At 61.8% G+C, this 24,096-nt stretch carries 20 protein-coding genes; 4 read left to right on the forward strand and 16 right to left on the reverse strand.

The window, feature by feature from the left end; all coding sequences use genetic code 11:
• Positions 1-563: 563 nt before the first annotated feature.
• The gene (locus tag KHO33_RS14240) at positions 564-848 is read right to left on the reverse strand and encodes a hypothetical protein (RefSeq protein ID WP_200564827.1); all 285 of its coding nucleotides are present in this window, start codon (positions 846-848) and stop codon (positions 564-566) included.
• Between the two features lie 293 nt (positions 849-1,141).
• Between KHO33_RS14240 and KHO33_RS14245 the strand changes: the two genes are divergently transcribed.
• Complete coding sequence (locus tag KHO33_RS14245) at positions 1,142-2,209, forward strand: AraC family transcriptional regulator (protein ID WP_200564828.1); 1,068 nt, start codon at positions 1,142-1,144, stop codon at positions 2,207-2,209.
• Here the strand turns inward: KHO33_RS14245 and KHO33_RS14250 are convergent.
• Positions 2,206-3,516 carry an MFS transporter gene (locus KHO33_RS14250; protein ID WP_200564829.1) on the reverse strand — a complete coding sequence of 437 codons (1,311 nt, stop codon included), beginning with the start codon at positions 3,514-3,516 and terminating at the stop codon, positions 2,206-2,208. The genes KHO33_RS14245 and KHO33_RS14250 overlap by 4 nt on opposite strands.
• 261 nt (positions 3,517-3,777) lie before the next feature.
• Between KHO33_RS14250 and KHO33_RS14255 the strand changes: the two genes are divergently transcribed.
• Positions 3,778-4,401, forward strand: coding sequence for an ABC transporter ATP-binding protein (locus KHO33_RS14255; RefSeq protein ID WP_054042594.1), 624 nt, complete (start codon positions 3,778-3,780; stop codon positions 4,399-4,401).
• A gap of 48 nt (positions 4,402-4,449) precedes the next feature.
• On the opposite strand, the gene KHO33_RS14260 is transcribed toward KHO33_RS14255, so the two are convergent.
• From KHO33_RS14260 to KHO33_RS14280, 5 genes are all read right to left on the reverse strand, one after another.
• Complete coding sequence (locus KHO33_RS14260; protein ID WP_128576840.1) at positions 4,450-5,490, reverse strand: fimbrial protein; 1,041 nt, start codon at positions 5,488-5,490, stop codon at positions 4,450-4,452.
• Entirely contained in the window at positions 5,487-8,114 is a 2,628-nt protein-coding gene (locus KHO33_RS14265) for a fimbria/pilus outer membrane usher protein (protein WP_200564830.1), read from the reverse strand. The genes KHO33_RS14260 and KHO33_RS14265 overlap by 4 nt, the downstream gene beginning before the upstream one ends.
• 2 nt (positions 8,115-8,116) lie before the next feature.
• Entirely contained in the window at positions 8,117-8,875 is a 759-nt protein-coding gene (locus KHO33_RS14270) for a fimbrial biogenesis chaperone (RefSeq protein WP_234480535.1), read from the reverse strand.
• A gap of 107 nt (positions 8,876-8,982) precedes the next feature.
• Positions 8,983-9,528 (reverse strand): fimbrial protein, encoded by a 546-nt coding sequence (locus tag KHO33_RS14275; protein WP_054042590.1) that lies wholly within the window; start codon positions 9,526-9,528, stop codon positions 8,983-8,985.
• Between the two features lie 902 nt (positions 9,529-10,430).
• Positions 10,431-10,934 (reverse strand): hypothetical protein, encoded by a 504-nt coding sequence (locus tag KHO33_RS14280; protein ID WP_200564832.1) that lies wholly within the window; start codon positions 10,932-10,934, stop codon positions 10,431-10,433.
• A gap of 79 nt (positions 10,935-11,013) precedes the next feature.
• Here KHO33_RS14280 and KHO33_RS14285 point away from each other — a divergent pair, with 79 nt between their 5' ends.
• Together KHO33_RS14285 and KHO33_RS14290 are read left to right on the forward strand one after the other, a co-directional pair.
• Positions 11,014-12,615, forward strand: coding sequence for a hypothetical protein (locus KHO33_RS14285; RefSeq protein WP_200564833.1), 1,602 nt, complete (start codon positions 11,014-11,016; stop codon positions 12,613-12,615).
• Positions 12,616-12,845: 230 nt separating this feature from the next.
• On the forward strand, positions 12,846-14,819 hold the full coding sequence (locus KHO33_RS14290; protein ID WP_200564834.1) for an APC family permease: 1,974 nt from the start codon (positions 12,846-12,848) through the stop codon (positions 14,817-14,819).
• Positions 14,820-14,821: 2 nt separating this feature from the next.
• Here KHO33_RS14290 and KHO33_RS14295 read toward each other — a convergent pair whose 3' ends face one another.
• From KHO33_RS14295 to KHO33_RS14335, 9 genes are all read right to left on the reverse strand, one after another.
• Positions 14,822-15,238 (reverse strand): universal stress protein, encoded by a 417-nt coding sequence (locus KHO33_RS14295; RefSeq protein ID WP_054038403.1) that lies wholly within the window; start codon positions 15,236-15,238, stop codon positions 14,822-14,824.
• 123 nt (positions 15,239-15,361) lie between these two features.
• The gene (locus KHO33_RS14300; protein ID WP_200564835.1) at positions 15,362-15,709 is read right to left on the reverse strand and encodes a hypothetical protein; all 348 of its coding nucleotides are present in this window, start codon (positions 15,707-15,709) and stop codon (positions 15,362-15,364) included.
• A gap of 194 nt (positions 15,710-15,903) precedes the next feature.
• Positions 15,904-16,602 carry a response regulator gene (locus KHO33_RS14305; RefSeq protein ID WP_054038397.1) on the reverse strand — a complete coding sequence of 233 codons (699 nt, stop codon included), beginning with the start codon at positions 16,600-16,602 and terminating at the stop codon, positions 15,904-15,906.
• An 8-nt stretch (positions 16,603-16,610) separates the two neighbouring features.
• Positions 16,611-17,192, reverse strand: a complete 582-nt coding sequence (gene kdpC, locus KHO33_RS14310; RefSeq protein ID WP_200564836.1) for a potassium-transporting ATPase subunit KdpC — start codon at positions 17,190-17,192, stop codon at positions 16,611-16,613.
• Positions 17,193-17,210: 18 nt separating this feature from the next.
• Positions 17,211-19,274: a potassium-transporting ATPase subunit KdpB gene (kdpB, locus tag KHO33_RS14315; RefSeq protein WP_200564975.1), complete on the reverse strand. Its 2,064-nt coding sequence runs from the start codon at positions 19,272-19,274 to the stop codon at positions 17,211-17,213.
• A gap of 85 nt (positions 19,275-19,359) precedes the next feature.
• Entirely contained in the window at positions 19,360-21,168 is a 1,809-nt protein-coding gene (gene kdpA, locus KHO33_RS14320; protein WP_200564837.1) for a potassium-transporting ATPase subunit KdpA, read from the reverse strand.
• Positions 21,165-21,260: a K(+)-transporting ATPase subunit F gene (gene kdpF, locus KHO33_RS14325; protein WP_028193906.1), complete on the reverse strand. Its 96-nt coding sequence runs from the start codon at positions 21,258-21,260 to the stop codon at positions 21,165-21,167. Before kdpF ends, kdpA begins: the two co-directional genes overlap by 4 nt.
• Before the next feature lie 340 nt (positions 21,261-21,600).
• Positions 21,601-22,620 carry an O-fucosyltransferase family protein gene (locus KHO33_RS14330; RefSeq protein WP_234480536.1) on the reverse strand — a complete coding sequence of 340 codons (1,020 nt, stop codon included), beginning with the start codon at positions 22,618-22,620 and terminating at the stop codon, positions 21,601-21,603.
• Positions 22,621-22,800: 180 nt separating this feature from the next.
• Positions 22,801-24,096, reverse strand: a complete 1,296-nt coding sequence (locus KHO33_RS14335; protein WP_200564838.1) for a copper oxidase — start codon at positions 24,094-24,096, stop codon at positions 22,801-22,803.

Here is a 24,096-nt window from a genome sequence, read left to right on the forward strand (position 1 = left end):
ACGGGCCAAAGGAGGGCCCAGTACTGGTCAAATACAGGTGGTAGCGGTGGGTGGTCCGGCGATTCGTATCGTCGAATTTGGGGGAGCGATCGGCGCCTTGAAAGCGATGACCTGTTGTTCCGGCGCACAGTTTATCAGCGCTATATTCACTGCGTATTCTGCATACCTGAAAGTAACCGCGCCCTATTAAAAAGCGGTCAATCTTGCAGTAAATCGCGGAATATTAGAGGCGCCGCTCCAAACGGACTGACGGCTATATAGACAGTGTTGGGTATGACGCAGGGGGGAGCCGAGCGAGCGCCCGGCGAGGACGACACTTTCGTGGCAATCCCCAGCCGGTTGCTCGGCCAAGTTCGGAGGTCCTAGTTGCAACACCCCCCAAACGTCCGATGGGCAAGACGCCCAACGGTTTCACAGCTGAGCGGCGAACCTCTGTGGGCCCGTCCGCCTCGTTACCGCACTCTCAGGTCCTTCTTTTTTTATCGCCGGTACCTTGTGGCACCGATCTTCTCTCCTGCAACTACCCCCGATCCTCGCAACCTTCCCCTTCAGCAAATCCGGACTCAGGCAGCGGTACGCCGCCTCAGCTTCATCTGCGCTTCACTCCCGAGCAGGCCGAGAAGCTTGATGACGCGTTTGCGCTGACTGGCAAGCAACTCGTGAGTTTCTTCCAGCGCGCGAATGCGCTTTTCCCAGTACTCATGGTCTAGCGGGACCAGCACGCTAACCGCGTCGCCACGTGTCACGTACTGAATCATGTTCTCAAGATGCTCCAGTTGGCTATCCACCAGACTGGCCGGACGCAGCCCGCCGCGCTGGGCGGTCGGTTGCCTGTTCGTGCCGCTCATCTTTCGATTCCCCGTAAATTGGCCGCCGGCAAAGCCTGGGCCTCGCACCCATTGCGCCGGGAATGCCAATCGGCGCGCTCTCTGCGTGCAGTTGTGTTTTCCAGCGCGGGGCCTGTTATAAACGCATGGGTGGCGCCGTCGATGAAAACGGTCTGCATCTAATCATCCGACGATACCGCAGGTTTTTTGTTAGGCTTTACCATCCGTCTCAATATTGGACGACGGCGTGTTAAATATCTGGTTACCGCCGCTACCCGCCGGAATCACACGCATTTGTTCGCAGCAACCGATCCATGAACCAGCGCACCTTGCCGCCTCACCTGGCTGCTGCCGCCGCAGCCGAATCGCGCTCCGTCATTTCCACGAGCCGCTTCAGCACGCACGCGCTCGCAGCCGACGAACAGTTTCTGGCCTGGCGCCAGCGCGTGGGGCATGTGGTCGACGTGCCACCGTCGAAGCAACAGGTCGCCGGTGGATTTCGCGGTGAGATCGATCTTTATGCGGTCGGCGGCATGGTGTTTACGGACTGCAGCACGGACGCGATGTTGCTGGAACGATCGGTCGCGCGGGTGTCCACAGACTCGCGGCGCGATTACGCCTTTCAACTGTTCGTGGAAGGCGAGGTCGGCCACGTGACAGGCATGCGCAAGAAGCGCAGCGCGCGGGGCTCGGTGCAGGGCATCGTCGCGTTCGACCTGAATCAGCCGTTTCGGGCCGAGCGGCCCGAATGCCGGCTTCTGAGCCTGTTCGTACCCGCTGCGATCGTGGACGAGGAACTGCGCGACGCCACAGCGATTCACGGCCGCGTCGTCCAGCAGGGAGCGCCGTTGACCAGTCTGGTGCTGGACCACCTGACCGCAGTCGCCCGGGAAATCCCCAGGCTCGACCCCGCCAGTGCGGCGGAAGCACTACATGCCGGCGCCCAACTGCTGATCGCCGCCTTCCGCAAGGAGGCGCGACTGACCGGCGCGAGCCGGGCGGCGATGCAGGCCGCCGTGATGGGACAGGTAAGGCGTTACGTCGAAGCCAATCTTCACCAGGGCGACCTCACACCGACCAGCGTGGTTCAGGCGTTGCAACTGAAACGCGCCACCATCTATCGCTGGTTCGAGCACGATGGCGGGCTCGGCGCCTACATCCGCAATCGCCGCTTGAGGGAAGCAGCGGACGAACTGGTTCGTTTCCCGCATCTTCAGGTCACGGAAATCGCCTATGGACTCGGCTTTCAGAGCGCGTCCGATTTCACACGCGCGTTTCGCCGCGCCTTCGACATGAGCCCGCAGGACATGCGGGCGCGCGCCATGGATCTGCAGCACCGCGGCGCGAGGGAGCGTTGGGGGAGCACGCTTAAGCCGGTTTAAGCCGGCGGCTGCGAGGCGCTGGCAAGGCGCGCATCCGGCGCCTCTGCCTCGGGAAAGGCCCTTAATGCGGCAAGCGTAAGCAGGGTTGCGGCCATCAGATACCACGCCGGGACCATCGGATCGCCCGTGCGGTTGATCAGCCACGTCACGAGGAACGGCGAAAATCCGCCGAACAGGACGACGCCGAAGCTGTAAATCATCGCCACTCCCGCCGCGCGCCGATGCACCGGAAACGCTTCCATCATCAGCACCGAACTCGGGCCGGCATTGTTGACCGCAAGCGCGACGTACCCCGTGATGATGACGAGCGCGGCAACGTCGCCCACGCCGTGGGTCAGCGCCCAGAATGCCGGCCATGCGGCCGCCAGCGACGCCACCAGTGCCGCGTACTGCAATGTCTTGCGGCTCACGAAACGGTCGGCCGCGCGCGCCACGAGCGGCGTCACCACCAGGATCACGAGACCCGACAGGCAGGCCGTCAGGAGACTGATTGCCGCCGGCCGATGCAGCGTACGAACCAGGTAGGCCGGCATATAGAAGACGGTGAGGTAGATGCCCACCGAAGGCGCCGCCATCATCAGGAGGCCGCAGATGAACGGACGCGGGTACTCCGTGACCATGCGCCTCGGACTGAGCCGCGTATGCGGCAGCGGCGCGGCCACCGGCATGCGGCGACGCAGGTACCAGCCGACCGGTCCGATCAGCCCGCCCAGCACGAACGGAATGCGCCATCCCCAGTCGTGCATGGCGGCAGGCGAAAGCAGCGCCGTCGTGCACGCCCCGACCAGCGCGGCGGCAAAAGCGGCCGCGCCCTGGCTCGCGCCGCGCCAGCTCACCATGAAACAGCGGTGCCGGTAGGCGACCGACTCCATCAGCGAAGCCGACGCCGGCCCGATCTCACCGCCTGCCGCAAGCCCCTGCATCAGGCGGGCGAGCACCATCAACACCGTTGCGGCCGGACCGATCGACGCATAGCCCGGCAGGCAGGCGATCAGCCACGTGCCCAGGGTCATCAGCGTGAGCGATACCGTGAGGCCGGCTTTGCGGCCACGGCTGTCGGCAATGTGGCCGATCATGATCGCGCCGAGCGGGCGCATCACGAAGCCCGCGCCGAAGGTGGCGAGCGAGAGCAGCAGCGACGACGCGGGATTGCTCGATGGAAAGAACAGATTACCGATGACGACTGCGGAAAAGCTGTAGACGGTGAAGTCGTACGCCACGAAGCCGTTGCCGATAACAATTGCCGTGACGATACGCCTGAGTTCGGCGCGGGACGGTTGGGCCGCTTTGCGGGCAGCAGTTTGCATGGATTGCGGTCGACGGGGGAAGCGTCGAGGTATTCAGGGGATGGACAGAATGGCGGTGAAGCCATCTTTAACGGCGCAAAAAGACGCAACTTTACACTGCGCGCGCAGATGCCGCTTCGCTTACCTCACCAGCGGGTGGTGTCATTGTTTGATGCCGCGAAAGCATCTGAGCGCACTGCTACACTTGCAAACCGCTAACTTCCCGAAGAATCCTCGCTGCCGTTGCGCGGCACTTTCTTCGGCTGACCCACTCCGCACGTCATGCTTCGATTCGAGAACCTCAGCAAACGCTATAGCGAACGCATTATCTTTCAGGGGCTGCATTACGACACGGCTGCAGGATGCGTGGCGCTCAACGATGAATCCGGCAGCGGCAAGTCGACGTTGCTGGGCATTCTCGCCGGCACGATCGAGCCCGACGCCGGCGAGGTGTGGCTCGGCGGGCATTCGCTGCGCACCGCGCCGCGCGAGGCGAAATCCACGCTCACGTACGTGCCTGAAGACTGCATGACGTATCCGGAGCAGACCGGTCGTGACTATCTGGCGCGTGTGGCGTTGGAGAGAAAGACAACGGTCGGCAGCCACGCGCTTGAGCTTGCCCAGCGCTTCGGACTCGAGCCGCATCTCGACAAACGCTTCGAGCAGATGTCGTTTGGCACGCGCAAGAAATTCTTCCTGACCGGGGCGGTACTCGGCGAGACCAAAGTCGTGATCGCGGATGAACCGGTGGGCGGACTCGACGCCTCGGCGCGCGGGGTGTTGGTCGATCTGTTTAAAACGCTGGCCGAAACCCGCACGGTCTTTTTCTCGAGCTACGACACGGCTTTTACGCAAGCATGCGAGGCGAGGACCGTCGGTTTTGCGGACCTCGGCATGCGCGGCTAGAAAGATTCCGCACCTTGTTGGCGAGCCAACGCGCCATACCTTCAAGCCTCACTGATAGCTCATCGTGAAGGTGGCGAGCCCCTTCACGATGCCCGGCCCAACCGTGCCGGTGGAGATGTACTGCGCGGTCAGCGGGATGCGGGTCGTGCTCGACGATGCACCGACCAGCCATTGGTTCCGGTTGCCCGCCACCGCCGAATCCGGTCCGTAGCTGACTGCCGTTCCACCGCTATTGAGCACGCGTAACGCGACACCCGTCGCAGTCGACCCGCTCGCCAGCGTCAGATTGCTGGTGGTATTGCCGGGAGTGGTCGCGTCGGTCAGCGTCACGTAGACATTCGCGCCGGCCTGACACGAGAGCCCGATGCTGAGGTTCGTGTTGCCGACTGTCGTGCCGACGGGGCTCAATGCACTGGCATTGACGGTAGGCAGCGTGACGCTCACCGACGGCGTGGTCACCGTGCACGTGGTCGCGACGATCGAGGTGTTGTTGACCGAGATCGTCACGAGAGCCGGCGACGTTATATTCGCAGGAATATTGTGGCTGACCAGCGTGAACAACTGCGGGATGTTCACCGCGCCACCTGTCGTCACCTGTGCGGCCGTTTTGACCAGTTGATAGCTGAACGTGAAGCTGCCCTGGAACGCCGCCGTGTTCGTGATCGGTGCGCCGAAATCGCCCCACTTGCCGACTGCCAGTGAGGACAAAGTCGAGTTGCCGTAGGTCACGTCCACGACCTTGATGCCGATGCCCGCAATGCCGGTGTTCCACACGCCTGCCACCGCGCTGCTCGTCAGTTGCGGGTAGTACTGGATATACCAACCGTTGTTGTACGGCGGCACCGTACCGGGATTCGACGGGCAGTTAACGGAAACGGTCGACGACTGCACCGGCCCAATTGCCGTGCCGACCGGCGTGTCGCGCGGCACAGTAAGCGTGCCGAAGCTGATCGCGGCCGACCCGGTAATCGTGCATTGCAGTGCTGCGTGGGCGGGTATGCTGGCGGTCAGGCCGGCACAACCCGCAGCGATTAGCATCAGGATGCCGAAGCATTTCCGTGCGGCTCTGAATGGGAGAAACTTCTTCATTGGGTATTTCCTCCAGCGGACGAGCCCGCCGCTGCCTGGTTCGCCACGCCGCCCGCCGCGCCGCACACTGCATCGATATGCGCGTAAGCGCCGCGATCTTCGCCCTTCGGCGGCAAGTGATAACCGAAGGCACACTGTTCATCGGCGGCATCGCCCCACTTCACCGTGAGCGCACCCTCATCGGCCACGCCGCGCACGAAGATCCGGCTGTTCTGGCCAATCGCGCCGACACCCTGCCCCTTCGCGTCGTACACCGTCGCACCGAATGGCAACGGTGCGCCGTTCGGCAAGCGAGCCGAGATCACCGCCGCCCTGCCCGTCACCGTGCCGAAGTGAATCATCACCACCGAGTTGGCACGTGGCGCGACCTGCTGACTGGTCGACTTGAATTCGACGTCGAGCGGGATTCCCTTCGGATCGATTTCGACCGTGTTCAGGCTATACGGCGTCAGATACGGGATCACCGCGTAGCCGAAGTTGTCGATGCGCACGCCGGACGAATTGGTGATGCGGGCGCCCTTCGCGTCTTTCGCCTCGACCACACCGATTGTGTCGCCCAGGTCGTTGGCGAAGGTCACGCCACCCGGATGCGCAACGATCGCGCCGGTCACACCCGCCGACACTTGCGAGTAGCCGGAGCCGCCGCTTGCGCTCGCCGCCAGCGTCGCGTACGGGCTGCGGTACTGGCCGTTCACGCCGCCGGCACTCGAACCCGGCGCATGGTTTGCAGTCACGCCATAAGTGAATTCGTTGTCCACGCCGGCCGAGCCGTTCAGCATCGCCTGCTCGGACGAGCCGCTCTGGCTGTTGTGGGTGAAGCTGGTCGACAGGGTCGGCGCATGCTGACCCGTGCCGAGCGGAATCGAGACGCTTGCGAAGATCTGGTTGTTCATCTGCCCGGTCAGGCCGTCGCGCTGCCGCGACAGCGACACGTTGTAGCTGAAGTTGGTGCCGAGCGCGCGCAGCACGTTGTTGTAACCGACCTGGAATTGCGTGGTGGTGCCGCTGCGATTCCAGTAGTCGAGCGTCGAGCCGACCACATAGGCATTGCCCCAACCATTGCCGAAGCTCTGGTTCATCGTCAGTTGGACCTGATTGCGCTGGCGATCCACCGAGCTCGGATCCTGCCCCGCGGCAACCGCGCTGCGCGCCAGCATGGCGTCGCGCAATGCCCAGAAACCGCTCGACGAATAGCGATATGCGGCGACAGTGAAGTTCGTGTTGGTGGCCGGCACCAGCTTGCTGTAGCTGATTCGCACGCTCTGGCCGGTGGTATTGGTCACACCGCGAATGTTGGCGCGCGCCTCGGTGACGTCTAACGCGACCGCGCCCAACGGCGTGTTGACCGCCGCGCCGAGCAGCCCGGCGAGATAGCCGTCCGCAACGATCGTCCCCGCGTAGCCGGTGATGACGTTGTTGAAACCGTGCTGCACTGTCCCCTGAAGGAGGTTGTCGTGCTGATTGACCTGCGCATCGCGAAGCTGTCCCGCGGCGACATTGAAACGCGTGATGCCCGGACGCAACAACTGCGCGACGGACGCATAGGGCACCGAGAAACTATGCTGACTGCCATCGGCTTCCGTGACGGTGACGAGCAGGTTGCCGCCGTAGCCGGTGGCGTACAGATCGTTGATCTCGAATGCGCCCGGTGCGACCGTTGTCTCGTACAGCTTGTTGCCGTTCTGCGTGACGCTCACGCGCGCATTGGTCATCGCCACGCCGCGAATCAGCGGTGCATAGCCGCGCAGCGAGTCCGGCAACATGCGGTCGTCGCTCGCGAGCTCGGCACCGCGAATGCCGATGCTGTCGAACACGGCGCCGTCGGTAAAGGCGTCACCGAGCGTCAACTGGCTGCGGATCGAGGGCAGATCGTGCTGCACGTAGGTCGCGATGTTCTGATACGTGCGCGGCCCGTTCGATTGCCACGTCAGCGCCGAATTCTGGCGGAAGTGCCAGCTGCCTACATTGACGCCGCTATTCAGGCCGAGATAGGTCTGCGTATTCTCGGAGCCCGACCCCGTCACTCGAAACGAATTCAGGTTGTAGCCCAAGGTGGCCGAGGTCACGCCTTCGTCCCAGAACTCGGGGCTCACATAGCCTTGCGGATTGCGCAGCAGCGCTGCCTGCGGGATGCTCAGATCGAGCCGCAGATCGGACAGGTCGAAGGATTGCGACGCACCGTCGACGAGATCGGCGACGTTCGCGCACTCGCCCGCCTGGGCTTTCGCGAGTTCGCCGCGGCCCTTGTCCGACAGTGCCGAAAAGTCCAGACCGAGACGCTCGATCAGCGCCTTGCTGAAACACGGCACGGCGTTCCCCGTGCCTTCCCGGGCCACGAAACGCAGCGTGTCGTGGCCGACCCAGTTTCCATTCACGTAGAGATCGACGGTGTACTCGCCGGGCTGCACCGGATTGCCGCGCTCGAAACGCGATACGTCGACGCTTTGGCCTTTCGGCTTCATCAGAAACTCGCTGTTGAACTGCACGTCGGCAAGCATCGTGGAGTCGGCGAACGCAGGCGTCGCGCCCCAGGCGGCCAGCGCGCCGAGCATCACGGCATGGCTGCGCCGGAGCGCGAACCAGTTTCCGGCTCGCGGCCGCGAAGAATATTCCCGGGTGCGCATGATTACTTGCGAGTCCCGTCGCGCAGCGTTTTGCCGGTGACACCGGCGCCGTAGTCGTTGATGAACGTGTAGTCGACTTGCGCCGGCACGTCGGCGAGCGGCGCAACGTTGCCAATTTCGAAGTCCGCGCTCGCGCCCGGGTCGACCATGCCGCCCTTGTCGCTGGTCCAGCTCGTCGTGCTCTCGCTCGCGACGATCCTGCTGAACGTCACGTGATAGGGCGTCGGATTGGTCGCCTCGAGTGCGTAAGCGCCGTTGTCCTTGCGCACGAATTTCCAGCTGACTTTCGCGGCCGCTTCGTCCGCATTGCCAGGCAGCCCCGCCGGACGGAAGAACAACTTGATGCGCGAACGGAACGCCAGCTGCAGCGAATTTGGATCGTCCGTTGTGGTGCTCGCGGCCGCGCGCGGCGGCACTTCAAGCACGTTGAGCCAGAACAGGGACTCCTTGTCTTGCGGCAACGGTTCCTGCGTGTAGATCAGGCGCAGGCTCTGCCCTTTCTTCGGATCGAGGCGAAAAAGCGGCGGCGACAAGGTGAACGGCACCTTCGATTCGTCCGGCATCGCGTTCGGATTGCCCGTGTCGAGCCACACCTGAACCAGCGCCGGTGCGTCACCTTCGTTACTGAGCTTGACAGTTACTTCACGCTCTTTTGCCTGATAGATCACGCGCGTGCCGCTGATTACGACACCCGCATGCGCGCTACTCACCAACCATGACAATGCGAAAACCGTCATCGCCTTTGATAATTTTTTTCGCATTGCCATTTCGTTATCCTGATTGCATGGCGAACCCGTGGTTCGCTCTGATCTCCTCGACAGCCGGCGCCTCTCTCGGGCGCCGGCTACCGCCCCGTAGCGTCGTGCTTTTACTGATAGACGATCGAGTACATGACGGTCGTATTGACGGTACCTGCCGTCGATGCGCCATTGGTTGCCACGTATTGCGCGAAGTACTTGAGCGTGGCCGCACCGCTTGCCAGCGCGACGGCCTTCGAGTTCTGCGAGGCCTGCGCGGCACCCAGCGTGATCACGCTGCTGTCGCCATTGAGCAGGCCGATTTCGACGTTGGTCGCCGTGCCCGAAGCGTTGACCAGTTGGCCCGTGGTCGTATCGACCGTGGCGCCCGGTTCGAAATAAGTCGACACGTTGCCCGAGTTCGGCGTGCAGTTCGACAGTGCGATGTTGAACGGCGTGCGGCCCGCGGTCGTGCCCGCAGTGGCGAGCGCCGAGGTCGAGACAGTCGGCAGCGTAACGGTGAAGTTCTTGCCGCCGCCGTTACCGCTGATCGTGCAGGTCTGGCTGGTGATCTGGCCGTTGAATGTGATGGTGCCGTCGGCTGCGTGCGAAACGGCCGGCATGACGGCTGCTGCAGCGATGGCCGTAGCGAGAACGCCTGAGCGCGTGAATTTCATGGTTATCCCCATTGATGAGTAATGCGTCGTATTGAAAGACCGTGTGTGTGGCGGGTTCAGCGATGGCGTTGCGCTCAAACCGACCGCGCCGGTGGCAATTATCGGGACGACGCCCAAAAGGGACAGTCAAGCAGTGTCAAGCGGGACGGGAGAAGTTTGAAGCAGTGTCAAAACGAACGTTTTCTGCAAGTAAGAGCTACTTGCGTGGCCGCTTTCGCTTCAGAAAAACGGGTCTACCCTAGCGGCTTTATTCATACGAATAACGCTTGATCAGGAAAAATCTACGTTTGAAACGTGAGTGTAAGTCGATTTTGCTGGAAAGAGCTTTTTGTTGTCCGTTTCTGGATCGTCAAATCGACTTAACTAAAGCTCGTTGTCTTCGCTCCCCAGCAGTGATCACGTATCGGACTGCCCCGACGCGTTCAATTGACGCGCGGGCATCTCTGACGACATCTATTCGCGGAGTCCGAAATGAAACGCGCGCTTCTGATGCTTGCGCCGGTCGGCGGGATGCTGGTTGGCGCTGCCCATGCGCAAAGCTCGTTGACGATCAGCGGAACAACGTACACGTACTGTGCGGCCGAGGGACAATTCTGTTCGTTCACCGGCACGGCGAACGTCGTCTACGGCACGACGACGCCTACGCTTCAATACGATATCAATGGCCCGTTCACGGGCGGGGTGCAGTGCTCGACGGGTGCGGTGTCGAGTACAGATCCCGCGTTCGGGTATGGGAAGAGCTGCTGGTACAAAAGCACTTCTGCGCCCACACCGACTCCTACTCCTACTCCTACTCCTACTCCAACACCCACCCCTGCTCCGACTCCGAGTCCCTCTGGTGCGTGGACGCAATGTGCTGTCGAAAACGCGCGCTGTTCGTTCACTGGCAAGATGACCGTGCTTTATGGTGCGAGCACGACTGCCAATAACGTGAGCAAAGTTTTCACCAATGGCGTGACTTGCAGCAATACGGCTTTTGGTACCGACCCGGCATACGGGGTTTCGAAGTTCTGCTGGATTCCGAAGACACCTGCGCCCGCGCCCACACCTACGCCTACGCCGACACCTACGCCTACGCCGACACCTACGCCTACGCCCACGCCCACGCCGACACCGACACCGACACCGACACCGACGCCGACGCCGACGCCGACGCCAACACCAACACCAACACCAACACCAACACCAACACCAACACCAACACCAACACCAACACCAACACCAACACCAACACCAACACCAACACCAACACCAACACCAACACCAACACCTACACCGACGCCGACGCCAACGCCAACGCCAACGCCAACACCAGCATCCGCCATTGCCTGCGCAGCACCGACGTCAGCAGCCGGAGGCACCACCAACGGCCTGATCGTCACCGACACGCCAAGCAGCGACGGCACACGCCTCTTCAATCAAGGCAGCAGCTTCCAGGTATCGTTCGTCACCGCGGCGACATCGGCAGACACCGTGGTCTGGTCGATGCAGGATCAACTGGGCAACATCAAGGGCAGTGGTTCGTTTGCCGTTGCGAGCGGCACGCGAACCAGCACACTGTCGTGCCAGAGCAGTGCGGCGGGTTACTTCGCGATCACGGCGACGCTGTCGCACTCAGGCGGCACGCTGCCGCAATTCGGCACGCGCCCAACCGGCATCGCCACGTTCGGCATCCTGCCGAACCTGTCCAGCACGATACCGGCAGTCAGCTACGCGCATCAGGAGCAGCACCGCTTCGGCATGCAGGGCTTCAACGACAATGGCCCGATGCTCGCGGCGCTCGGCATCTCCCAAACGATCGATGACCGCGAGCTGTCCGCAATGGAGCCCAATGCGGCGAATACGTGGACGCCTTCCTTATCGGATCTCGATCCGTTCTACACGAACGGCAAGATCATGCGGCTCATCAGGCTGGACGGCATTCCCGCGTGGGCGAGTCCGACCGGCGCGTTTCAGGACGACACCAACGCACCGTCCAACGAAACCTACTACCAGAACTACATGGCGCGCGTGGGCACCGACAGCGCTGCGATCCGCCAGCAGTATTTTCCCAATCAGCAATACAACTATTACCAGGTGACATGGGAGCCCCAATGGGTCGATTCGACCGCCAATTTCGTCGCAATGTATGCGGCCGTCTATAAAGGCCTGCATTCGACTGATCCGAACGCGGTTGTGATGGGCCCGACCAACGTCTTTCCCGCCAACTGCTCGACGCAATGTACGCAGGGATATCTCGCCACCTACGCATCGCTAGGGCTCGGCAATTACATCGACGGTGTGACGACACACGGCTACTACAACGCCGGCACGTTCGCGGGACATCCCCCGGAACAATACGATACCGATCCGAATCCCGCGAATGTCGCGAACGCCCTCGATCAGCAGATGAGGTCGCTGCGTTCGCAGATGCAGATGGTCAAGCCGAACATGCGCCTGTGGATGACCGAGCTCGGCATCACCTACGACTCCGGCGCCGCTTATGGGGCGAGCTATCCGCCGGCCAACCAGCTGTACGGGCAAGCCGCAGTCGCATTGCGCGCACATCTGATCATTCTCGGCGAAGGTGCACAGGTCACCTACTTCTTCTACGGCCCGGACTATCCTGCTGACGTGGGCATCGGCACGTTCTTCGATCTCGCCGATCCGCAGGGGCAATATGGCGCGACGAATCTGAGCCCCAAACCAGAAGCGCTCGCGTTCGCCGCGCTGACGCGTGTCCTCGACGGCACGCAAACGCTCGGGCGTCTCAACGGGCTTCCTTCGATGGTGTATGGCTATGCATTCCAGCAACTCAACTCGGGGGCGGTGATCGCGGCGCTCTGGACGCACAACAATTCGAACTGGCCGACGTCATCGGGCACCTACAGTTCGACCTATAGCACCCCCTATGCATTGACCGTGAACTCGACCGGCACGAACGGCACCGTAAGCGTCATCGACATGATGGGCAATGTAAGCTCGGTGAGCTACACGAACGGCGTCGCGAATCTCACGCTGACCGAGTCGCCGATTTATGTTGTGTTCGCGAACGCCAATGCGATCCAGGGCAAGTACACGGCACCCGTGGGCTATACAGGGCAATAATCACGTTTGAATAAAACTACGCCTGCCTTCCTTTCGATATCCTGACTACATTTACCCGGGGTATAGTCCACTGGCACACCGCGCGAAACTGCCCTACATTTTCGTTGTCGATTGCCGATGACCGCAGCCGCGGTCGCAACTTGTCATTCTCCTTACGCCCGAACCATTCGGGCGTCGAACCGTAGACAACAGCAGTCACACCGGCACGCCTGGGCGCGCCTGGAGGGGACATGGCCGTCTTCGCTAACTTCTGGCGCCTGATAGTCGGCAAGCCGCTGGATCCACTCGATCCCCGGACTCGCCACGCGATCGCTGTCACGCCGCTGCTGGCCTGGGTCGGTCTTGGCGCCGACGGCTTGTCGTCGTCATGCTATGGGCCTGAAGAAGCCTTCCTTGCGCTCGGCCAGCACACCTCGCTCGCCGTGTTTCTCGCACTGGCAACCGCGGCGACAGTTTTCATCATCGCGCTCGGGTATAACCAGGTCATCCAGCTTTTTCCCACCGGTGGTGGCGGTTATCGTGTTGCAACCGCATTACTGGGCCCGCATCCAGGGCTGGTGTCTGGCGCCGCGCTGCTGGTCGACTACGTCCTGACCGTTGCGACCTCGCTTGCAAGTGGCGTCGATGCCTTCTTCAGCTTGCTGCCGGTGAGCGCGCAGGCGTTCAAGCTCGCCACCGAACTCATCCTCATCGTCCTGATGACGGGCCTCAACTTTCGCGGCATGCGCGAATCGATCATGGTGCTGCTACCGATCTTCCTCGGCTTCGTGGTGCTGCATCTCGGCCTCATCGTGTACGGCATAGCAGTGCACGGCGATCATCTGGCCGCCGTTGTGCCGGGCGCGATCGGCGAGGCGCGTGGCATGTCGCACGCTGTCGGCCCTCTCGTCGTGGTGGCCTTGCTCATGCGCGCATTCTCGTTAGGCGGCGGCACGTATACGGGCCTCGAAGCCGTATCGAACAACGTCAACATGCTGGCCGAACCGCGCGTGCCGAACGGCAGGACGACGATGTTCTACATGTCCACGTCGCTCGCATTCACGGCCGGCGGCATCATTCTGCTGTACATGTTGTGGCATGCCCAGGCGGTGGAAGGTCAAACGCTCAACGCGGTGGTATTCGGCAGCGTCATCGATCATCTCGGGCTGGGCTCGGCGTTCGCACGGCATGCGTTGCTTGCCGCGGTGCTGGCCTTCGAAGCCGGTCTGCTACTGGTCGGCGCACAAACCGGCTTCCTGGATGGGCCGGCTGTGCTGTCGAACATGGCGTCGGATTCGTGGGTGCCGCGCCACTTTCGTGATCTGTCCGCGCGTCTGGTCAGACAGAACGGCATCGTCGTGATGGGGCTCGCGAGCCTCGCCATCCTCGTCTGGACGCACGGCGACGTGTCGATCCTGGTGGTGCTGTACAGCATCAACGTGTTCCTGACTTTCAGCCTCTCCCTGCTGGGCCTGTGCATTTACTGGTGGGGCCATCGCCATGAAGGCGAAAACTGGCTGACGCACTTCGCGCTATCCGCATTGGGGCTATCGGTCACCAGCGCCGTGCTGGTGATCACGCTGATCGAGAAGTTCACGGAGGGTGGCTGGCTGACGGTCCTGGTGACCGGCGCCGTGGTGGCGCTGTGCTTCGCCATCAAACGGCACTACAGCGAAACCCGCGCCCTCATTGCGAAGGAAGATGCCCTCTTTACCGGCGCTCCACCCGAGGTCAGCGAAGCAGCGGCAGCGATCAAACCGGACCCATCCCTGCCGACCGCTATTCTGCTCGTCGGCAAACACCGCGGCGCCAGCATGCATGCGCTGCTATGGGTGAACCGATTGTTCCCGGATCACTTCAGGAATGTGATTTTTCTCGCGGTCGGTGAAGTGGACGCGCAAAGCTACGAAGGTGCGGAGCACCTTGAGCATTTGCGGCAAACGATTTCGGCAGCGCTCGAATACTATGTGGCGCAGTGCCGCCGGCACGGAATGGCCGCCGAATACAGGATCGCTTTCGGCACCGATCCTGTGGAAGAATTCGTCGAACTGACCGGGACCGCCATGGAGGAATTCCCGAACAGCGTGTGCTTCGCCAGCAAACTGATTTTCAAGCGGGTGAATATTCTGACGCGCTGGCTTCACAATCACACACCGCTGGAAATCCAGACACGTCTGCACCAGCATGGCAAACAGATGGTGCTGCTGCCGATGAACGTGGGATGACTTCAGTGAACCATCGTTACCGGAGTGACCGTGCGCCTTGACAGCGACGCCAACGTGGCCAGTCTTCTAAAGAAGCCCATGTGGCTCGCGTCGATCACCATGACGTCGGGCTGGGTCGTTGCCGCATAGTCGGCGATGGCTTTCGTGCGGTGGCCGAATACCCGCTTCCAGCGGTACGGCACACCCGCTTCTTCGAGAATGGTGCGGGCATCGATCAGCGCTTTGAGCATCGCATGTTTTTCCATCCGCACCAGTGAGCTTCGGGTATGGAAGGCCGCAGCACGCCCCTGATCGACCGGCTCGAGTACTTCCAGCAATTCGACTTCGGTTATGCCGCGCTCCAGAAACATGAACGCCGCATAGCGCGCGGCTTCTATCGCGCCGCCGTGGTCGAGAACAGGGATCAGCATTCGTATCATCGAGAACTCCTGGCGGGTACTGTGTACTTTGAGCTTAGCGAAAGCGGCATTAATGTCGTGTAAAAAAACTGCTGGTTTCGCAGCACACGCGCACGCAAATTACGCGGCGAAAAAAAAGCATCCTCACGATGCCTGTATCGCAGCCGGATTCAACTCGATATGCAAAATCACCAGCCACCGCTTCGGACAATCCTCGGCAATTTGCAGTTCCTGTTTCCTGTCACCGGCGGTCTTCACGAAACCTTTCTCACGCGCGAAGCCGAACGCGCGCCGTGCATCGGACTGCAGCCACAGCGTCAGCAGCCCACATGTCACGCAGCTGAACAGCCAGATCGTTTCATGAGGCAGCGTGGCGTCGAGTTGCTGCGCGACGTACGTAAAAATAGTCGTGAGAACCTGATTGGTGACGAAGGCGATGGCGACAACCTTGCACATCCCCCTGAATATCATCGCGGGTCTTGAAGGCGTCATGGCAGATCAAAACCCGGTGCGTAAAACACGCAAGCGTCCACGGTCACGTTGCCCCTTGTTTGTTCGAATGCCATACACCCCCTCCAGCAAAACCCAGATTTTCCTTGCGGCGAAACGCCAGACTCGAACTATACGGAGCACACCGTAAAGGCCGAGAATCGATTGCCGCCGGTGATATAAAAATCCTGTGAAAATCACCGCACGCCGACCAGCCGGTAGCCCACGCCGGCCTCGGTGACAATGTGTTCAGGATGTGCCGGATCGCGCTCGAGCTTATGCCGCAGATGCCCCATGTAGATGCGCAGGTAGTGGTGGTTGTCGGTCTGCAAGGGTCCCCACACCTCGCCGAGCAGTTGCTCGTGCGTCAATACGCGGCCTGGATGGCGCACCAGTGCGGAGAGCAGGCGATATTCGGTGGGGCTGAGATGGACGATCCGACTGCCGCGTACCACCCTGCGCTCGCCGAGATCGATTGTGACGAGGCCGAACTGAACCTGAGGCACGCCGACCCTGTCGCCGTTGGTCTGCCTGCGCAAATGCGCCCTGATCCGCGCGCCAAGTTCGGGCAAGCCGAATGGTTTGGTGAGGTAATCGTCGGCACCCGCATCTAGCGCCGCAACCTTGTCTTCTTCACGGCTTCGCGCCGACAGGACGATCACCGGCATCGCGGACCAACCGCGCAACTCGCGGATCACTTCGATGCCGTCCATGTCCGGCAAACTCAGATCGATGATGACGAGATCCGCCAGCCGCGTCGCAGCCTGCGCCAGGCCTTGTGCGCCGGTCTGCGCCTCGAAGACGCTCATGCCGGCCGCTTCGAGGCTTGTCCGAATGAAACGGCGGATGGCTTTGTCGGCGTCGATCACAACGACTGTTACGGTGGGATCGCTCATCCATGGGCTCAATGCATCGGCTTGAGGTCATCCAAAGCCAGGTTGAGCTTCAGCACGTTCACGCGTGCCTCGCCGAAAATGCCGAACTGCCGACCTGACGTATTACGCGTGACAAGATCGCTTACCTGATCGGCGGTCAGGCCGCGGGCCTTCGCCACGCGCGCCACCTGATAGGCGGCCGCGGCCGGACTGATCTCCGGGTCGAGGCCGCTGCCTGACGACGTCACGAGATCCACCGGCACCGGTTGCGACATGTCGTTACCTGCCGCCTTCAACGCATCCAGACGGCCTTTGATTTCGTCAGCCAGCGCGGGATTGGTCGGGCCGAGGTTCGAACCACCCGAGTTCTGTGCGTTGTAGGGCTGCGGCGAAGTGGCCGACAGGCGGCCCCAGAAATAGTACGGCGCATCGAACTGCTGACCGATCAGTGCGGAGCCCGCGACTTTGCCATCTTTCTCGAGCATGCTGCCGTTCGCCTGAGCCGCGAAGGCAGCATGACCAATTGCGGTCACAACGATCGGATAGATCACCCCGGTAATTACCGTCATCAGGATGAACAGAACAAGTACCGGGCGAATCAGCGTTTTCATGATGTTCACTCTATTGGGTCAGACCCAGCCGAACACGTTCAGCACCATATCGATCAGCTTGATGAACGGGAACGGCAGCAGAATGCCGCCCAGCCCGTAGATCAGCAGATTGCGGCGCAGCAGCGACGCCGCGCCGAGCGGCCGGTACTTCACGCCCTTGAGTGCTAGCGGAATCAGCGCAACGATAATCAATGCATTGAAAATCACCGCCGAGAGAATGGCCGACGACGGCGAGCTCAGATGCATCACGTCGAGCACACGCAATTGCGGATAAGTCGTCGCGAACGCCGCCGGGATGATCGCGAAGTACTTCGCCACGTCGTTCGCAATCGAGAACGTGGTGAGCGAGCCGCGCGTCATCAGCATCTGTTTGCCGATCTCGACGATCTCGATCAGCTTGGTCGGATTCGAATCGAGGTCGACCATGTTGCCGGCTTCCTTCGCCGCCTGCGTGCCGGTGTTCATCGCCACCGCCACGTCCGCTTGCGCGAGCGCAGGGGCGTCGTTGGTGCCGTCGCCGGTCATTGCCACCAGCCGGCCTTCAGACTGGTGCGAACGGATCGTGGCGAGCTTGGCCTCAGGCGTCACCTCGGCGAGGAAGTCGTCCACGCCGGCCTCGGCGGCGATCGCTGCCGCTGTCAGGCGGTTGTCGCCCGTCACCATGATGGTCTTGATGCCCATCTTGCGCAGTTCGGCGAAGCGCTCCTTAATGCCGCCCTTGACGATATCCTTCAACTCGATCACGCCCATGCAACGTGCGCCGCTCTCGCCGCGCGCTTGCTGCGCGACGACCAGCGGCGTGCTGCCGCGCCGAGCGATTTCCGTCACCGCCGCCGTCAACTCAGCCGGGAAACGGCCGCCGTGCGCCTCGACATAGTGTTTGATCGCGTCGGACGCGCCCTTGCGAATCTCACGGTCGGGCAGATCGACACCGCTCATGCGCGACTGTGCGCTAAAGGCGAGGAACGTCGCCTGCAACGCGTGCATATCGCGTTCGCGGATATTGAAGCGCTGCTTGGCCAGCACGACGATGCTGCGCCCTTCCGGTGTTTCGTCCGCGAGTGAGGACAACTGCGCCGCGTCGGCGAGCTGTTCCTCCGTGACGCCCGGCGCCGGCGTGAAAGCCGAGGCCTGGCGATTGCCGAGCGTGATCGTGCCGGTCTTGTCGAGCAGCAACACGTCGACGTCGCCTGCGGCTTCGACAGCACGGCCCGAGGTGGCGATCACGTTCGCCTGCATCATCCGGCTCATGCCCGCTACACCGATCGCTGAAAGCAGACCGCCGATCGTGGTCGGAATCAGGCACACCAGCAGCGCGACCAGCGCGGTAATCGTGACCACGTGACCGGCTTTCGCGGCTTCGACCGAGAACATCGAGAACGGCAGCAGCGTCGCGGTAGCGAACAGCAGCACGAGCGTCAGCGCGACCAGCAGGATCGTCAGGGCGATCTCATTCGGCGTCTTTTGACGCTTCGCCCCTTCCACCATCGCGATCATCCGGTCGAGGAAGGCCTCGCCCGGATTCACGCTGACCCGCACGACGATCCAGTCCGACAACACACGCGTGCCGCCCGTCACCGATGAAAAATCGCCACCTGACTCGCGGATCACCGGCGCGGATTCGCCCGTGATCGCCGATTCGTCGACCGACGCGACACCTTCGATCACTTCGCCGTCCGCCGGAATTACGTCGCCGGTTTCCACCAGCACGACGTCGCCCTTGCGCAAATCAGTGGCCGTCGTAATACGGATCGGCGACTTGGGATGTGCCTCCTGCAGCTTCTTCGCCATCACGTCGCGCTTCGCGCCACGCAGCGAAGCCGCTTGCGCTTTCGAGCGCCCCTCAGCCAGCGCCTCCGCAAAGTTGGCGAACAGCACGGTAAACCACAGCCAGAGCGCGATCGCCAGAATGAAACCCGCGGGCGCCTCCGCCTGGCCGGCGAGCGCGGCGCCCCACAGAATGGTCGTCAGAATGCTGCCGATGTATACGCAGAACATCACCGGGTTACGCAACTGATGGCGTGGCGCGAGCTTCCTGAACGAATCGACGAGCGCCGGCCGGGCAATCGACGGGTCGAACATCGAGCGCGCGGCGTTGCGCGCCTGACCGATGTTGCCCGGCTGATGAACCGGCGGTTGGAGTCCGTTAGTCATGCTGTCCTCTCAGTCAATGTCCCGCAACCATGATCAGATGTTCGACGACCGGGCCGAGCGCCAGTGCCGGCACGTACGTCAGTGCACCGACCAGCACCACGGTGCCAAGCAGCAGCACGACGAACAGCGGACCGTGCGTCGGCAGCGTGCCGGCGGTCGCGGAGATGCGTTTCTTTGCGGCTAGCGATCCGGCGATTGCCAGCACCGGCACAATCGAGCCGAAGCGGCCGAACCACATGGCGATGGCCAGCGTGTTGTTGTAGAACGGCGTATTGACCGAGAGGCCGGCGAACGCGCTGCCGTTGTTATTGGCGGCCGAGCTGTAGGCGTAGAGAATCTCGGAGAATCCGTGCGGCCCGGGATTGGAGACGCCCGCCACGCCGGCCGCCGTCAGCACGCCGATCGACGCGCCGACCAGCACGAGCAGCGGCGTGAGCAGCACAGCGATCGACACCATCTTCATCTCGTACGACTCGATCTTCTTGCCGATGTATTCCGGCGTTCGTCCGATCATCAGGCCGGCCACGAACACCGCGAGCAGGGCGAACACGAGCATGCCGTACAGACCCGAGCCCACGCCGCCGAAGATCACCTCGCCGAGTTCGATCAGCAGGAGCGGAACGAAGCCGCCCATCGGCGTCAACGAATCGTGCGTGTTGAGCACGGCGCCACACGAGGCGGCGGTGGTCGCCACGGTAAAGATGCCGGACTGCGCGATGCCGAAGCGGGTTTCCTTGCCTTCCATGTTGCCGCCGGTTTGCGCGGCCGACGCCGTTTGATCGACATGCAGCGACGCATACAGCGGATTGCCGTTCTGCTCAGACGAAATCTCGCCCCAACAGGCGACCGCGAACGCGATCGTCATCGCGGCAAGCACCGCATAGCCCTGGCGCTTGTCGCCCACCATCCGGCCGAACACCAGGCACAACGCGGCCGGGATAACGAGCATCGCTATCATCTGAACGAAGTTGGCGAACGGTGTCGGGTTCTCGTATGGATGCGCGGAATTGGCGTTGAAAAAACCGCCGCCGTTGGTGCCGAGCATCTTGATCGCTTCCTGCGAGGCGACCGGCCCCATGGCGATGGTCTGCTTGTCGGCCTTGTTGTCCACCATCACCGGGTTGCCCTTGGCGTCCTTGACGGGGTTGCCCTGGGCATCGGTTTTCGGCGTCTGATACGTCGTCACCTGCAGCGTCGGCACATCTACGTATGACTTGAAGTTCTGCAGCACCCCTTGACTGATCAGGACGAGCGCGATGACCGTCGCGAGCGGCGCGAGGATATACAGCGTGATACGCGTCAGATCGACCCAGAAATTGCCGATCGTTGCGGTGGTGTGGCGTGCGAAACCACGAATCAGCGCGATCACGACAGCAATGCCGGTGGCGGCCGAGAAAAAGTTTTGCACCGTCAGCGCGGCCATCTGCGTCAGATAGCTAACGGTCGATTCCGGCGTGTAGTCCTGCCAGTTCGTGTTGGTCACGAAGCTGACTGCCGTGTTGAAGGCGGCGTCGGGCGTCATGGGTCCGAAGCCCTGCGGGTTCGCGGGCAGCCATTGCTGCAAACGCAGAAATCCATACACCGCGAGCACGCCGAGCGTGTTGAAGACCAGCACGGCCAGCGCGTAGTGCTTCCATGACATTTCGGCGTCAGGGTCGACCCCGGCGAGCTTGTAGAGCGCGGTTTCGATCGGACGCCCTATCCGGCGCACGACGACCGAAGAACCGTTCACCACGGCGGTCATGTAACGGCCGAGCGGGATGGCGAGCGCAATCAGCACGACGATGAACAGGCCGGGCTGAAACAGGTTGTTGAAGTTCATTCGAGAGCCTCCGCGCGTAGCAAGGCATACACGAGGTAAGCGAACAGAATCAGCGTCGAGGCCGCCGCGAGCCAGGTCATCCAGGTGGTCATGGACGGCCTCCAGGCGTGCGGTGAAGCTTGTCGCAGCCAATCACGAAGCCCGCGACGAGGCCGCTGAATGCAATGATGGCGATGAGGTAAAGCAGATCCATGGTCCGGTCTCCCACAGGGGACTCCTGCACCGTGAAATTTAGGAAAATCCGCGTAAACGCAGCGTTAATAGTTCGCGCGGTTTCGTAAAAACGATGGACGTGGTGCGGGAGAGCGCCGGGCCAGCGCGCGCAGCGGTATGGTCTTGCTGGGAGACTTTCGGGCTTTCGTACTGCTGTTTGAAAACGGCTGGCGCTGAAACGGCTGAAGAGACTTAAGCGACTGAAGCGACTTAAAGGGCTTAAGCCGCCTTGGCCGCCTTGGCCGCCTTACTCGCCTGAACCGCTTGCGCCGCCTGAGCGGCTTTAGCGGCTTCGCGCGCAGCCTGTTCGATCCAGAGCCGGCTATCCGGAAACCAGAACGCGTCCGGACGCGGCGGCGAGACAAGCTTCACCGGAAGGGAGGGATTGAATATCTTCGACCATGCGGACAGATAGGACGGCGTCTTCACGAGGAATCCGCAATTGGCCAGAAGCAGGCAGGACACCAGCGCCTCACGGCCGATTTCGAGTCCCGGATAGCCGCTGAAGTGAACGGGCGTGTTGCCACTGGCGAGATGTTTTGCCGGCGCAACCCTGACCGGTCTGCTGAATGGCCAGGCGACAAAATAATCGATAAACGCCCGTTCATCGCTCGATACAAAAATATTGGTCAAGTGCGGGTTTTCCGCGAGCGTGGCGTCCACCTGCCGGCAAAAGCTTCCCCATGAAACCGGGACGGCTTCCTGCGCCTTGTCGGTCCCTCTGAAATGCGCGCCAAGCGTCGACGGGCCGAGCCCGAGCTTCTGGCAGATCGCGTCGACTTCTTCGCAAATATGCGCGGCGGGACGATAGTGCGCGAAGAAGAGCTCGCTTGCACTCCTGAGTCGAAGCTGGGATTCATAACGCTGACGAAAGCCCAGTTGAACCAGGTCGCGCACTGTCGACGTTCTGACCTTATGGGTGATCGCGGCTTCCGAAGTGGTGTGCACAGATTCGAAGAAAGCCGAGAACCAGTCCAGCTTCCCTTCGGCATCACCATACAGGCCGCCGCGTGCGCTAATGCACGGGGTGAGGCATTTCTCTTCGCAATACATCAGAATAAACAGGACCATCTGCATCACGGAGAAAAAACCGGAGTTCTCCCGAATCTCGATGGAAAAGATACCTCTGTTCAAACGCTGTGTAGCATGAAGCGAAATCCGGCGCGGCATGGCCACGGAATGCTTGAATCCCTCGCTGCGTCGGATCTGTTTCGCCCGATCGAAGACTTTTCTCAACATGCCTGACTCCTAATTAATTAGGTATTTTTTAAAATGGCACGGCCCTGTTTGCTGCGAAGGAAGGGACGGTTCAGCATAACACCTCAAAAACCTGGCCACGTAAAGTTTGGCTCATCTTGGTGAGCTAGCGTACAAACGATCGGTAAGGTTTTCCCTGGATGGCCGCGCCACACTGCCGGCTCAACCCTCGGGCATCTCGCCGGTGTACTCATAGGCCACCGTCCCCCTGGGATGCCTGAACCACCCCGGATCGCGATAGTCGTTGCGCCCCAATCCCTCCCGCACTTTCACGACGCTGAACATGCCGCCCATCTCCAATGCGCCGAACGGCCCCGTGCCGGTCATCATCGGCAGCGTGTTGTCGGGCAGCGGCATTTGCATCCCGCCCATCGAGCCACCCGTGCTGCCCATCGCCATGTAATCGGGCACCAGCTTGTTGATGCGTTGCGCGAGGTCTTTCTGCGGCACACCGATCAGGTTCGGTACCTGATGGCCCATCGCGTTCATGGTGTGATGGGACTTGTGGCAATGAAACGCCCAGTCGCCCGGACGGTTCGCCGTGAACTCGATGGCGCGCATCTGGCCGACGGCAACGTCCGCCGTCACCTCGGGCCAGCGGGCGGAAGGTGGAATCCATCCGCCGTCCGTGCCCACCACTTCGAAGTGATAGCCGTGCAGATGGATCGGATGATTGGTCATGGTCAGATTGCCGACGCGGATGCGCACCCGATCGCCGGCGCGTACCGGCAAGGAATCGATGCCAGGAAAGACGCGCGCATTCCACGTCCACATGTTGAAGTCGGTCATCTCGTTCACGCGCGGCGTGAAACTGCCCGGGTCGATGTCGTAGGCGGACATGATGAATACGAAGTCGCGATCCACCTGCATGACGCCCGGGTCTTTCGGATGAACAATGAATGTGCCCATCATGCCCATTGCCATCTGCACCATCTCGTCGGCATGCGGGTGATACATAAAGGTGCCGTGTTTCTCCAGTTGAAACTCGTAGACGAAGGTTTTGCCCGGCGGAATGTGCGGCTGCGTGAGACCGCCGACGCCATCCATGCCGCACGGCAGAAGCATGCCGTGCCAGTGAACCGTGGTGTGCTCCGGCAGCTTGTTGGTCACGAAGATGCGCACCTTGTCGCCTTCAACGGCCTCGATGGTCGGCCCCGGCGCCTGGCCGTTATAGCCCCACAGGTTCGCGCTCATGCCTGGCGCCAGTTCGCGCACCACCGGCTCGGCAATCAGATGAAACTCCTTCCAGCCGTTCTTCATACGCCACGGCAGCGACCAGCCGTTCAACGTGGCAACGGGTGCATACGGCCGGCCATTCGGAGGCGCGAGCGGCGCCTGCATCGCGGCCTTCCCCATCGTGGGTGCCTCAGGCAACGACGCAGCGCCCGCCTTGCTAACGAGTGCGGCACCCAACAATGCGGCTCCAGAGCCGCCCAGAAAATTTCGACGAGACACCAT

The sequence above is a fragment of the Paraburkholderia nemoris genome (assembly GCF_905221015.1).
GTDB lineage: Bacteria > Pseudomonadota > Gammaproteobacteria > Burkholderiales > Burkholderiaceae > Paraburkholderia > Paraburkholderia nemoris.

Excerpts from the sequence above, each read along its gene's own strand:
- KHO33_RS14285 (WP_200564833.1), top strand. The coding sequence starts at position 11,014 with ATGCAGGATCAACTGGGCAACATCAAGGGCAGTGGTTCGTTTGCCGTT.
- KHO33_RS14250 (WP_200564829.1), bottom strand. The coding sequence starts at position 3,516 with ATGCAAACTGCTGCCCGCAAAGCGGCCCAACCGTCCCGCGCCGAACTC.
- kdpF (WP_028193906.1), bottom strand. The coding sequence starts at position 21,260 with ATGACCACCTGGATGACCTGGCTCGCGGCGGCCTCGACGCTGATTCTG.
- KHO33_RS14240 (WP_200564827.1), bottom strand. The coding sequence starts at position 848 with ATGAGCGGCACGAACAGGCAACCGACCGCCCAGCGCGGCGGGCTGCGT.
- KHO33_RS14295 (WP_054038403.1), bottom strand. The coding sequence starts at position 15,238 with ATGATACGAATGCTGATCCCTGTTCTCGACCACGGCGGCGCGATAGAA.
- KHO33_RS14330 (WP_234480536.1), bottom strand. The coding sequence starts at position 22,620 with ATGTTGAGAAAAGTCTTCGATCGGGCGAAACAGATCCGACGCAGCGAG.
- KHO33_RS14305 (WP_054038397.1), bottom strand. The coding sequence starts at position 16,602 with ATGAGCGATCCCACCGTAACAGTCGTTGTGATCGACGCCGACAAAGCC.
- kdpA (WP_200564837.1), bottom strand. The coding sequence starts at position 21,168 with ATGAACTTCAACAACCTGTTTCAGCCCGGCCTGTTCATCGTCGTGCTG.
- KHO33_RS14260 (WP_128576840.1), bottom strand. The coding sequence starts at position 5,490 with ATGAAGAAGTTTCTCCCATTCAGAGCCGCACGGAAATGCTTCGGCATC.
- KHO33_RS14255 (WP_054042594.1), top strand. The coding sequence starts at position 3,778 with ATGCTTCGATTCGAGAACCTCAGCAAACGCTATAGCGAACGCATTATC.
- kdpC (WP_200564836.1), bottom strand. The coding sequence starts at position 17,192 with ATGAAAACGCTGATTCGCCCGGTACTTGTTCTGTTCATCCTGATGACG.
- KHO33_RS14270 (WP_234480535.1), bottom strand. The coding sequence starts at position 8,875 with ATGCGAAAAAAATTATCAAAGGCGATGACGGTTTTCGCATTGTCATGG.
- kdpB (WP_200564975.1), bottom strand. The coding sequence starts at position 19,274 with ATGTTCGACCCGTCGATTGCCCGGCCGGCGCTCGTCGATTCGTTCAGG.
- KHO33_RS14265 (WP_200564830.1), bottom strand. The coding sequence starts at position 8,114 with ATGCGCACCCGGGAATATTCTTCGCGGCCGCGAGCCGGAAACTGGTTC.
- KHO33_RS14245 (WP_200564828.1), top strand. The coding sequence starts at position 1,142 with ATGAACCAGCGCACCTTGCCGCCTCACCTGGCTGCTGCCGCCGCAGCC.
- KHO33_RS14275 (WP_054042590.1), bottom strand. The coding sequence starts at position 9,528 with ATGAAATTCACGCGCTCAGGCGTTCTCGCTACGGCCATCGCTGCAGCA.
- KHO33_RS14335 (WP_200564838.1), bottom strand. The coding sequence starts at position 24,096 with ATGGTGTCTCGTCGAAATTTTCTGGGCGGCTCTGGAGCCGCATTGTTG.
- KHO33_RS14290 (WP_200564834.1), top strand. The coding sequence starts at position 12,846 with ATGGCCGTCTTCGCTAACTTCTGGCGCCTGATAGTCGGCAAGCCGCTG.
- KHO33_RS14300 (WP_200564835.1), bottom strand. The coding sequence starts at position 15,709 with ATGACGCCTTCAAGACCCGCGATGATATTCAGGGGGATGTGCAAGGTT.